An 11,755-nucleotide genomic window follows, 5' to 3' on the forward strand; every position below is an offset into this window, starting at 1 on the left:
TTTTAGTTTTAATCATAACCGGCAGCCTGCTGCTCAGTGCCTGTAATGAAGATGAGGCCGACTCCGGCACATTAGTGCCTTCTCCCTCTGGATGCAAAATGCACTGTGCCCCTTAATCTCTGGACAAACAGCAGGACTTAAAATGGACCGTCGTGAATTCTTATTAACCACCAGTAAAACCTTGTTTGGCACCGCCGCTCTGGCCAGTTTTCCGCTCAGTATTCAAAAAGCTCTGGCAATCGATGCCAAAGTAGAGACAGGTACGCTGCAGGACATCAAACATGTAGTTATCCTGACGCAGGAAAACCGCTCCTTTGACAATTATTTTGGTACTTTAAAAGGAGTCCGTGGTTTCGGGGACCGTTTTACCATTCCCTTGAAAGAGGGCCGTTCAGTCTGGGAGCAGTATGATGCCCAGCAGAACAAAATTCTGCCTTATCATCTGGACAGTACGAAAGGTAATGCCCAGCGGGTCAGTGGTACACCACATTCCTGGTCAGATGGACAAGCAGCCTGGGACCATGGCCGTATGGGAGACTGAGTCAAGCACAAGCAGCCACAATCCATGGGGTATTATAAAAAACAGGAACTGGAATATCAGTTTGCCTTGGCAGATGCTTTTACCATCTGTGATGCCTATCACTGTGCCATGCATGCAGGAACCAATCCGAACCGCAAATTTATCTGGACTGGTACCAATGGCCCAACTGGAGCAGGCGTAGCCAGCGTGGTAAATGAATTTGATGGACTGGGGCCTTCAAGTGAAGGCTATGAATGGAGTACATATCCTGAACGTCTACAGCAGGCGGGCGTCAGCTGGAAGGTCTACCAGAACATGCCAGATAACTTTACAGATAATCCGTTAGCCGGTTTTAAACAGTATCGCCGTGCCAATGAGCAATCTGGTCAGCCCGTCAGTCACAGTGACCTGAAAAGTCCAGCATACGATGCCAGAATTGATGCTAATCAGCCGCTTTATAAAGGTATTGCCAATACCATGCCAGATGGCGGGTTTCTCGGCAGTTTTAAAGAAGATATCCAGCAGGGTCAGTTACCACAGGTGAGCTGGATAGTAGCGCCCGCAACTTATAGTGAACATCCCGGGCCTTCCAGCCCGGTACAAGGTGCGTGATATATCCAGGAAGTTTTAAATGCCCTCACAGAAAATCCGCACATCTGGAGCCAGACTGTATTATTGGTCAATTTTGATGAAAATGATGGCTTCTTTGACCATGTACCATCACCGAGTGCGCCCTCAAAAGATCAGGCTGGCCAGTTACAGGGCAAAACAACCTTAACCGAGCAGCAGCTTTCTTATGAATATTTCAATCACCCTGCGGTGGTAGGTTCCAAATCACAACCCAAGCCGGATGGCCGGGTATATGGTCCAGGCGTACGTGTGCCATTGTATATCCTTTCACCTTGGAGCCGTGGTGGTTGGGTAAACTCACAGGTTTTTGACCATACTTCTATTTTACGTTTTCTAGAACAGCGCTTTGGAATACAGGAACCCAATATCAGCCCTTACCGCCGCGCAGTCTGTGGTGACTTGACCTCCGCCTTTAATTTTAAAACTCCTAATCTGGACATTCTACCTGAGCTGCCTGGGCAGAAATCCAGACAGGAAGCAGATGCAATCCGTCTAAGGCAGGCCTTGTTGCCACAGCTGACTGTACCGAAAAACCAGAACATGCCACTACAGCAGACTGGTATACGCCTGTCACGTGCCTTACCCTATATTTTGCACTGTAGCGCCAAGGTCGAACTGGCCCGACAGCAGGTTCAGCTAATTTTTTCGAATACCGGCGAGCAGGTAGCAGTTTTTCATGTTTATAACAAGCTTGATCTGGAAGCTATTCCGCGACGTTATATGGTAGAAGCAGGGAAACAGCTAGACGATATCTGGTCTGTACATGACGGCGGATATGACTTGTGGGTACTGGGACCAAATGGTTTTCACCGGAGTTTTCAGGGGAATCTTCACAGCAAACTTTATAGTGAAAGTCTGCCTGAAATTCGGATATGTGTAGAAGAGTGTGAACCAAAAATATATCTAAAACTCAGAAGTGACGGTCAGAAAACAGCAAAGCTGGTGATTCAGGCCAATGCCTATTTAAACAAGTCCTGGCACATAGAAACCCGCACGGCGGAAACCGAGCTGTTACTGGATATGAGTGAATGGTACGGCTGGTATGATTTTACAGTCAGTCTAGAAAATGAGCCCGAATTCAAACGCCGCTTTGCCGGACGGATTGAAACAGGAAAAGATTCTTACTCTGATCCATTTATAGGTTATTCGGTTTAATCTTAACTGGCTGGCTATAATGTTTATTTAAACCGGTTATAGCCAGTACTTTTCCTGCTTTGAGCACACTCTTCCTTTTTGGCTCTAACCAGAGGAGCTCAAAAGAACAGATGATATAAAAGAGCATCTAAAGAGTCTAAAATAAAAAGTATAATCTATTGAAATTTATAATTTTAACCCCATATATGATATAAATTAGCCTTCTTGAATCAAGGCGATACAGCAATTTATCCACCTCTACAAAATATAACCAATAAAATACATAGAAAGGCTTAAACCTGCGTTGCAGTCTATCTGAATAAGTTAATGTGTTTTATACCTTTTCATTATGACCTAACCTATAAGGAACTATACTTTTGCTGAAACTGTTTATTATTTTAATTTCTTTTATTACATTCGCATTAATGGCCTGTGATCCACGCTCCCAAGAAAAAAATACGGCTGAATCAGCCTGGCAGACAGCCGAAACTGCCGACCAGAGTGAGGAAACTGTTAATTAATTTCTGTATTAGCCATTAAAACGCATTGATAAATCAACAGCTTTTATATCTTTGGTCAGGGCACCCATCGAAATATAATCTACGCCTGTCGAGGCAACTTCTCGCAGATTTTCCAGTGTAATATTACCTGAAGCTTCCAGTTTGCAGCGTCCCGCTACATGTTGAACCGCATCCTGCATTTGCTGAGTGCTAAAATTATCCAGCATGACAATATCTGCACCAGCGTTTAAGGCCTGATTAAGTTCATCCCAGGTTTCAACTTCAACTTCAACTGGTTTACCAGGTGCAATGTCATGGGCTTTAGCAATGGCTTGGGCAATACCGCCAGCTGCCATAATATGATTTTCCTTAATCAGGAAAGCATCAAACAGGCCTAAACGGTGATTTTGCCCACCACCCACTGCAACTGCATATTTCTGGGCAATACGTAGCCCAGGCAGAGTCTTGCGGGTATCAAGAAGCTTGGTCTTCAGCCCGTTAAGTCGCTGAACATAGTCGGCTACCTTGGTTGCAACAGCTGATAAAGTCTGAATAAAGTTTAGGGCAGGGCGTTCCACAGTGAGCAGACTGCGTGCAGAGCCAGCCAGTTTTAAAAAAGCCTCATTCGCCTGTACCCGGTCACCATCATTTTTTAGCCAGATTACCTCTACCTGAGGATCATAAGTCTGAATCAGGCTATTCACCCAGGGCTGTCCTGCCAGTATCATATCTTCCCGACTGATAATGGTTGCAGTTGCCTGTTCATCTTCAGGCGTCAATAAAGCCGTGATGTCACCCGTACCGATATCTTCCTGCAGGGCCTGCTGGATATTGATCTGAATCGACTGTTCAAGCAAAGAGGCAGGAATGCTCATATAATTTCCGTATCGTGATGTACCCATAAAAATTGTGCGATATATTAGCATTGTCCCACTGGAAAGAGACAGTTTTTCATCCTGCTTTTCAGCGTCCAAATCACCGGTTCAGGCACACCTACAGATTTTCTAAACGGATAAATTTATGCATACAGCTCCCACATTTCAGGTAATTGACGGAAAATTAATAGGGGCCAGACAGATCAGCTCTCCCAATTTTAACCAGCGTCCTGAGCCATGTGAAATCCAGCTGATTGTCGTGCATAACATTAGCCTGCCACCGTCACAATTTGGGGGGGGCTATATTGAACAGTTTTTTCAGAACCAGCTTGACTGGAATGCCCATCCTTATTTCCAGACCATTCGCGGTATGCAGGTTTCCACCCATCTTTTGATCCTGCGTAGTGGTGAAGTCCTGCAGTTCGTCAATTTCAATGATCGTGCCTGGCACGCGGGCCGCTCCAGCTATCTGGGCAGGGTAGAGTGTAATGATTATTCTATCGGGGTTGAACTTGAGGGCAGTGATGATACTGAGTTTTGCGAGATTCAATATCAGGTACTGGCTGAAGTGACGACTGTCCTGCAACGGGCTTACCCTAAAATTGGCCAGCATATTGCCGGCCACAGCGATATTGCGCCGGGACGAAAAACCGATCCAGGGCCCCATTTTGACTGGGCACATTTCAGGGAATTATTAAAGCAGAAAAAGCAGTCATCTTATTGATGATTTTACAACGCAATTTTACTGCACTTTCATTACAATAACGTCTTTCTTTTTGGCTTGGGTGGATACATGGCGCTGTGGCGATCGACCTTTATTGTAAGTGCAATGACCATGCTGTCACGGGTACTGGGACTGGTACGTGATGTGGTCCTGCTTAATGTATTTGGTGCTGGCAAGGATTTCGATACCTTTGTGGTGGCCTTTCGTATCCCTAACTTTTTCAGGCGTCTGTTTGCTGAAGGTGCATTCTCGCAGGCCTTTATTCCAGTTTTAACTGAATATAAAACCAGTCGTACTCATGCTGAAGTCCAGATCCTGATTAGCCGGGTTTTTGGCTGCCTGCTGACGGTCATGACGCTATTAACCTTTATCGCGATGGTAGCAGCACCGGCTATTCTGTATATCTATGCACCAGGGTTTCATGATGATTCGGCCAAGTTTGATTTGGCAGTCGACATGTTCCGCCTGACTATTCCTTACCTGATGTTTATGTCACTGACGGCTTTTGCCAGTAGTATTTTGAACAGCTATGGTTCTTTTAGTACACCAGCTTTTTCACCCGTACTTCTTAATGTCGCGATGATTGCTGGGGCTTGGTGGCTGACGCCGTATATGGCTGAGCCAATCATGGCATTGGGCTGGGCTGTGGTCGTCGCTGGTATTTTACAACTGGCGATTCAGATACCGGAACTGTGGCGTAAAAAACTGCTGATTCCACCTAAAGTGGATTTCAAGCATGAAGGGGTAGAACGTATTCTTAAACTGATGCTGCCAGCACTGTTCGGGGTGTCAGTTACCCAGATTAACCTGTTACTGAACACCATCTGGGCCTCTTTTATGCAGGATGGTTCAGTCTCATGGCTGTATAGTGCCGAAAGGATGACTGAATTGCCACTGGGTCTAATTGGTGTTGCGATTGGTACGGTGATCCTGCCTTCACTTTCAGCCCGTCATGCCGAGCAGGATCAGACCAAATTCCGTGGCATGCTGGACTGGGCAGCCCGCGTAATCATGCTGGTTGGTATTCCAGCCAGTATTGCACTGTTTATGCTCTCTACACCGATCATTCAGGCATTATTTGAGCGTGGTGAGTTTACTTGGGAAGATACCCGAATGACAGCACTGGCACTGCAATGTATGAGTGCGGGAGTAATTGCCTTTATGCTGATTAAAGTCTTTGCACCCGGCTTCTATGCCCAGCAGGATACCAAGACTCCAGTTCGTGTTGGCCTGATTGCAGTTGCAACCAATGCTATATTGAATGTGGTCTTTATTGGATTTTTTAAACTGATCAACTGGCATGCAGAGCATATGGCGCTGGCATTGGCCTCTTCAGGTTCTGCACTTGCCAATGCCGGTCTGCTTTACTATTACCTGCATAAGCGTAATATTTTCCGCTTCGGTAGCCACTGGAAAAAACTGTTTATACAATTTGTGGTCGCCAACACTGTAATGGCAACTGCCTTATGGTTTGGCTTACAGTGGTATAACGGCGAGCTTTCACAGTGGTTGCGTGTGGCTGAAGTGGCAGGACTGTGTATAGTCGGAGTTCTAGCTTATGCTATTGGTTTGCTGCTCAGCGGTTTTCATCCTCGCCAGCTCAAGCATTAAGCCAGTTTTACTACGATATAAATAAAAAACCGCCTCTATATAGGCGGTTTTTTATAGAACAGAAATTAAGGTAAAATTTGCAAAAGCTCTACATCAAAAATTAAGGTACTATTCGGTGGAATAGCGTCACCGGAACCAATTTCGCCATAAGCCAGCTTGGCTGGAATAAAGAAACGGCTTTTACCGCCTTCTTTCATGGTCTGTAAACCCTCAGACCAACCTTCAATGACCTGGTTCAGCTGAAAATCTACCGGTTGGCTACGTGCAATTGAACTGTCAAACACGGTACCATCCAGTAAACGGCCTTCATAATGTACTTTGACCTGTGAGGTTGGCTTGGGAGTTTTTCCCTGCCCCGCTCGAATAATTTGATATTGCAGGCCAGATTTGGTGCTAATAATACCAGGCTTTTTCATATTTTCTGCTAAGAATACTGCACCGGCCTGCCCATTTTTGGCAGCCATCTTCTGAAATTCAATCAGCTGTTCAGCTTCCGCCTGCTTTTTATATTGAGTTAAGGCTCGGGCCATTTCCTCTTCAGTCAAACGGGCAGACTTGCCTTCAGAACCTTCTTTTAGACCCTGAATAAAAGCTTCCAGATTAAGGTCTTTCAAGGTATCTGCATTGGTACGACCCATGACATAGCCATAGCTATAACCCAGCTGGTCTTTTTGCGGACTTTTATTGGTCACAGGTAACGCCCAGACAGAGAAGCTGGCCGAGATTAAAATAGAAGCGAGCAGTGTTTTTTTCATAAAAAATCCTGAAGGGTGGAGGGTAGTCAGACCCTCCTGTGCATTATTATTGTACTTTAAGCAGCTCTACATCAAAAATCAGTGTGCTGTTCGGTGGAATCGTACCAGGTACGCCTTGTTCACCATAACCAAGTTTAGCAGGTATATACAAAGTAGCCTTGCCGCCTTCTTTCAGTAATTGTAAGCCTTCTGTCCATCCCGGAATGACCTGGTTTAGAGGGAACTCGACTGGCTCGCCACGGTCATAAGAGCTGTCAAATACTTTTCCATCTGTCAGCTGGCCTTTATAGTGAACTGTCACACGGGAAGTAGCGGTAGGCTGCTTGCCTGTACCCTCTTTAACGATTTTATATTGCAACCCTGAAGCTGTAGTCTGTACACCAGCTTTTTTGGCATTTTCAGTCAAAAAACTGTTACTGTCAGATTCAGCTTTTTGAGCCTGTTCAAGCTGTTTTTTCTGCATATCTTGCTGGAACTGCACATACGCTGCCTGTAGCTCTTCTTCAGTATAAGCTGGCTTGGCACGGGCGTGTCCCTGACGGATACCAGTTACAAAACTGTCAACATCAAGTTCTGGTGGAGTTTGATGTGCAACTTCATAGCCCAGCGCATAACTGATTTTCTGGATTGAAGAGGCATCTTTGCTCACATTACCGGTATGCGTCACAGGATGCTGGCTGGCATAGTAAACAGGGATCAGGGCAGCACCGCCGAGGATAACAGCAACAGCAATAGGTAAGGCTTTACTCATAAAGGGCGTTCCAGTTCATTTTATCTTTTAACATAGACCATAGGGTAATCAGGTCATCTAACTCTTTTAGCATAGAATATTTTGCAATCAAACAATATGTTTTTTCTGTGCATTAAAATCCTACTTTAAACTTGTATAACAATCTATCTACTACCGTAAAATAAAAAGCCGGAATAAACTCCGGCTTTTAAATTATTTCAAAAATGATCTAATCATCTTTTTTTGCCTGATAAGCATAAGCATAGTTATAACCATAACCATAACCTGCCGCAGTACGCTGAATATCGTTCAGTATAAAGCCATTAACTTTTACGCCTGCCTGCTCAAAGCGGTTCACTGTAATCTCCAGCTCTTTCATTTGTGTTTTAGCATGGCGGGCAATAATCAGGTTTACACCACTATATTGAGAAATAATAATTCCATCAGTCACGGCCAGTACCGGTGGAGTATCAATAATAATATGATCATACTGCCTGGAAAGTTGCTCTAGCATTGTACCAAAAGCTGCAGAGCTTAATAATTCAGAAGGATTAGCCGGACTTTTCCCCCGACTCATCATATATAAATTCTTAATTTCAGTCTCATGAATTGCATCAGATAGATTATTTTGCCCATTTAGATATTCAGACAGTCCTGGCTGTGTATTTACATTAAAATACTTATGCAGATAGCCACGGCGCATATCTGCATCAATCAGCAGAACACGCTTGTGGCTCTGTGCAAAGATCACTGACAAATTCGTAGAAATAAAAGATTTCCCCACTTCCGGTGCAGGTCCTGCGATCATGATGATATTATTTTTGGCATTGGCCAAGGCAAAGTTGACGGCAGTACGCAAGCTGCGCAGGCTTTCAATGGCAATGTCATCACTATTCTTAACTGCAAGGATAGGAATATGTTTTTTCTTTTTAAGAAGCTTAATACGGCTCTCCTGTACAGGTGAGCGAGGAACAGTTGCGTAAACAGGTAAGTCTAATTCATTTTCAATTTGACTCGAATCTTTTACGCCTGAGCGCATCATATTACGTAATAAGGCTAACAGTGTACCAAGAAAAGCACCTAAGAATAGAGAAAGTATAATAACCTGTAATTTTTTAGGTTTGATTGGTCCTAATGGTTCAACTGCAGTATCAATAATACGCACATTACCGATCTCTCCTGCTTTGACAACTCGAAGCTGTTGGTAAGAGTTGAGCAGGGCGGTATAAAGCTGCTGGTTTACTTCAACTTCACGAAATAACTGTAAGTATTGACGTTGTAATTCAGGTAGTCGTTTTAATGTACCATTCAGTTCATTGATTTTATTGTTTACTGCACCAAGCTGGGCATTAATTTCACGCATTTGTGGATGTTCAGCAGTATATTTAGCTGCCATCTCTGCCTGTTTCTGCTCAAGTGCTATTTTTTGGGTTTCTAATGTAATGCTCTGAGTTAAATATAATTCAGACTCTTTAGTGACATCAACTGTATTAAAACGCTCACGGAAATTGTTAAATTCACGTTCAGACTTATCAAGCTGCTGTTTTAATTGTGGAAGCTGTTCATCTAGGAATTTTAAAGTTTGAGCTGTCTCTGCTGTACGCCGCTCAATATTTTGTTGACTATACGCCGTTAATATCGCATTTAGGACCTGTGTAATATACTGCTTATCTGTACCTTCATAATTCAATCCTAGAATACCAGACTGTTTGCCCTTTTCTGCTACAGAAAAAGGGGCTGAAATAGTATTTACTGCGGCTGGTAAGGAAAGTTTTTTAATATTATAGGTATCTGCTAACTGGTCCTTACTATATATAGCAACTTTCCATAGCCCGTGTTGGGAATTAAACTGATTTCTACGGTTGAGCATACCTTTAAAGATTGGCTCATGCGTCATAGTGTCAGTTAAAATAAAATTATTATTCTCAAAAGTTAGCTGTAGATTTCTGTCTAAGTAATAAGAGGGTACATCAAATTGACGGATACTAAAAGACTTGTTCCCGTCTTTAAAAACAACTGATTGGTTAGAATATTTAGTTTGATATTCAGGCTTATGAAGTAAACGTTGTATAAAACTGTCTTCAGTGCTTGAAATCTGCACATCAAGATTTAAAGAATGGATAACATTACCGAGAATTAAGCGAGATTTTAAAATTTCGATTTCTGCCTGTGCTGGAGACTTTTGTTCAACCATCTCAGACAGATCGCCTAATAATGCTGCAGAAGCCCCTTTTTTATCTTCTACTTGAACTATGGCATCAACTTGATAAATATTCGGTGTAGTCCTGAGGTAAAGTAAAGCACAAACTAGGCTTAAAATCGTACAGAGGGCAATTAACTTCCACTGCGCAATCAAGGAAAAAAACAGTTCCTTTAGGTCAATGGTATCTTCAGTGGTGGTATTTTGGCTCATAATTCTTGGTTCAAAAGTTAAATATATTTTTTCCAGTCCGCAATACAGCTTTGAATCAGTTCACAGGTTTCATCAAATACCTGCTGATCATGCTGATAAGGATCTGGTACATTTTTATTCTGCCAGTGGCCCAGCCGAAAGGTTTTTCCTTTAGCAAAAGGCCAACTCTGTTCAATATGTTTTTGCTGATTCTGACTCATGACCAGTACAAGATCAGCTTTTTTAATTAACTCGGCATTTAATTTTTTGGCAATATGCGATTGCATATCCATACCTAATCGCTGCATACAAAGCTGAGCTTTCTCATCTGCTGTGTGACCTGTTAAACCAGAAATCCCAGCTGATTCAATATGAAGCTCTGGAAATTCTTGCTTTAAAAAATACTCTGCCATTGGACTGCGGCAGATATTTCCGATACACACAACCAGAATATTCTTAATGGCCATTATTAGTTACCTAAACGATCAAAACTATAAATAGCATTAGAGAATGGAACAATCTGTCCAATGACACGTTGCCAGCGAGTTAAGCCAGTCGAGTCAATATAGACGACATCGTTATTACGCATTTTAAACTGATTGGCTAGTCCGAAATCACCTATATTACTTAAATCAAGATGATAAAGCTCTGTACTTCGATCATTAAGATTCGTACGTAAAACATAAATACGCCCTGCACTTGCTGAAAGTGGATTAATGCCCTGACTTTCACCTAGCACATCACCTAAGCTCATACCCTGGTCACGTATAGATAATGCCTGATTTTTACTGGCTTCTCCCATCACATATATTTTTTGATTTTCTCGAGTACTGACGTAGATGGTATCATTAGGTTGCAGAATTAAATTATGTAGTGACATTCCTGCACGTTCTAACTCAATAATATTTAAGTCATATGTCATACCATTACGAATAAGCTGCACGTAGGTATTACTGGTGTTTTCTGCGGCCCCACCTGACATACTTAAGGCATTATACAGCGTCATGGGTTGATCATTTAAGTTGATTTGTCCAGACTTTTCAACATTTCCAAAAATTGAAATATGTTTTCCTTGGTAAGAGATTACACGTGCAATGACATCAGGATTTTTTAAATAACGAGAAAGTTGGGAACGAAGTTCTTGGTTAACTTTGACTAAACTTTTACCTGCGGCTTTATAGCGTCCAATCATAGGAAAATGTATATATCCACTTTGATCAATCTGATAACCATTTGTGGGATCAGTACTGTTCCCGCTAATTTCTGGATAAGCCCACAGTTGTATGGAAAGAACATCTCCTGGACTTAATAAATAGGTATGTGGAATATTTTGAAACAAGTGGGCATAGTCACGTTGAAAATTGACCGTAGCTGGTTGAATAGCGGATAAATTATCTTGTGTAATTTTTACAATATTTAATGGTGTACCAAGCTCAGTCTGATACACCCCTTCTTCTGGCAAATTATAAGTTTGAAAACCTGAAGTAATCGCACATCCTGTAGAACCGAGGCCGAAACCCAATAAAAAAAGAGCTTGGTAAAATTTCACGCTTGACCCTTATATATTTATCTCTAATTTGTTTAATTCAATGAACAATATAAAATTGATACTCAATGCGCAGAAATCTTAACTGAAAAAAACATGGAATACACTAGAAGAATTTCTTGGTTTGTATAGTTTGTATAAATTTGTGTACTTGTCAGAATAATGTAATTTAAAAATTTTATATATAAATATATTTATTTTTAAATTTTTTATATAAAACAAAAGATAACAGAAATAAACAAAATGACTTTTAATCAAGAAATTCTATTGAAATTTTTCTGTTATATTACTGTCCCTTAATGACTTGCTAAGTTTTTCTATTATAGAAATTGTTGATT

At 42.1% G+C, this 11,755-nt stretch carries 9 protein-coding genes and 1 pseudogene; 4 read left to right on the forward strand and 6 right to left on the reverse strand.

The annotated features are described in order from the left end of the window. Positions 1-142 precede the first annotated feature (142 nt). A pseudogene (locus AC0VYT_RS00205) lies at positions 143-2,305 on the forward strand (phosphocholine-specific phospholipase C). Between the two features lie 356 nt (positions 2,306-2,661). Next, positions 2,662-2,805 carry an ABZJ_00068 family colistin stress protein gene (locus AC0VYT_RS00210; RefSeq protein ID WP_005404711.1) on the forward strand — a complete coding sequence of 48 codons (144 nt, stop codon included), beginning with the start codon at positions 2,662-2,664 and terminating at the stop codon, positions 2,803-2,805. Between the two features lie 8 nt (positions 2,806-2,813). Here AC0VYT_RS00210 and nadC read toward each other — a convergent pair whose 3' ends face one another. Beyond that, on the reverse strand, positions 2,814-3,659 hold the full coding sequence (nadC, locus tag AC0VYT_RS00215; protein ID WP_005017416.1) for a carboxylating nicotinate-nucleotide diphosphorylase: 846 nt from the start codon (positions 3,657-3,659) through the stop codon (positions 2,814-2,816). A 145-nt stretch (positions 3,660-3,804) separates the two neighbouring features. On the opposite strand from nadC, the gene ampD reads away from it, so the two are divergent. Beyond that, positions 3,805-4,383 (forward strand): 1,6-anhydro-N-acetylmuramyl-L-alanine amidase AmpD, encoded by a 579-nt coding sequence (gene ampD, locus AC0VYT_RS00220; protein ID WP_005017415.1) that lies wholly within the window; start codon positions 3,805-3,807, stop codon positions 4,381-4,383. 69 nt (positions 4,384-4,452) lie between these two features. Next, the gene (gene murJ / locus AC0VYT_RS00225; RefSeq protein ID WP_005017413.1) at positions 4,453-5,994 is read left to right on the forward strand and encodes a murein biosynthesis integral membrane protein MurJ; all 1,542 of its coding nucleotides are present in this window, start codon (positions 4,453-4,455) and stop codon (positions 5,992-5,994) included. Positions 5,995-6,059: 65 nt separating this feature from the next. Here the strand turns inward: murJ and AC0VYT_RS00230 are convergent, their stop codons facing one another. From AC0VYT_RS00230 to AC0VYT_RS00250, 5 genes are all read right to left on the reverse strand, one after another. Then, entirely contained in the window at positions 6,060-6,749 is a 690-nt protein-coding gene (locus AC0VYT_RS00230) for an FKBP-type peptidyl-prolyl cis-trans isomerase (protein WP_005017411.1), read from the reverse strand. A 46-nt stretch (positions 6,750-6,795) separates the two neighbouring features. Beyond that, positions 6,796-7,500 carry an FKBP-type peptidyl-prolyl cis-trans isomerase gene (locus AC0VYT_RS00235; protein ID WP_005017409.1) on the reverse strand — a complete coding sequence of 235 codons (705 nt, stop codon included), beginning with the start codon at positions 7,498-7,500 and terminating at the stop codon, positions 6,796-6,798. Positions 7,501-7,708: 208 nt separating this feature from the next. Continuing rightward, entirely contained in the window at positions 7,709-9,892 is a 2,184-nt protein-coding gene (locus AC0VYT_RS00240) for a polysaccharide biosynthesis tyrosine autokinase (RefSeq protein ID WP_005017407.1), read from the reverse strand. A 17-nt stretch (positions 9,893-9,909) separates the two neighbouring features. Beyond that, positions 9,910-10,338 carry a low molecular weight protein-tyrosine-phosphatase gene (locus AC0VYT_RS00245; protein WP_005017405.1) on the reverse strand — a complete coding sequence of 143 codons (429 nt, stop codon included), beginning with the start codon at positions 10,336-10,338 and terminating at the stop codon, positions 9,910-9,912. Positions 10,339-10,340: 2 nt separating this feature from the next. After that, positions 10,341-11,420, reverse strand: coding sequence for a polysaccharide biosynthesis/export family protein (locus tag AC0VYT_RS00250; RefSeq protein ID WP_005017403.1), 1,080 nt, complete (start codon positions 11,418-11,420; stop codon positions 10,341-10,343). Between the last annotated feature and the right edge of the window lie 335 nt (positions 11,421-11,755).

The organism is Acinetobacter sp. QJM3NY_42, from assembly GCF_056173745.1.

Excerpts from the sequence above, each read along its gene's own strand:
- nadC (WP_005017416.1), bottom strand. The coding sequence starts at position 3,659 with ATGAGCATTCCTGCCTCTTTGCTTGAACAGTCGATTCAGATCAATATC.
- ampD (WP_005017415.1), top strand. The coding sequence starts at position 3,805 with ATGCATACAGCTCCCACATTTCAGGTAATTGACGGAAAATTAATAGGG.
- murJ (WP_005017413.1), top strand. The coding sequence starts at position 4,453 with ATGGCGCTGTGGCGATCGACCTTTATTGTAAGTGCAATGACCATGCTG.
- AC0VYT_RS00230 (WP_005017411.1), bottom strand. The coding sequence starts at position 6,749 with ATGAAAAAAACACTGCTCGCTTCTATTTTAATCTCGGCCAGCTTCTCT.
- AC0VYT_RS00235 (WP_005017409.1), bottom strand. The coding sequence starts at position 7,500 with ATGAGTAAAGCCTTACCTATTGCTGTTGCTGTTATCCTCGGCGGTGCT.
- AC0VYT_RS00240 (WP_005017407.1), bottom strand. The coding sequence starts at position 9,892 with ATGAGCCAAAATACCACCACTGAAGATACCATTGACCTAAAGGAACTG.
- AC0VYT_RS00245 (WP_005017405.1), bottom strand. The coding sequence starts at position 10,338 with ATGGCCATTAAGAATATTCTGGTTGTGTGTATCGGAAATATCTGCCGC.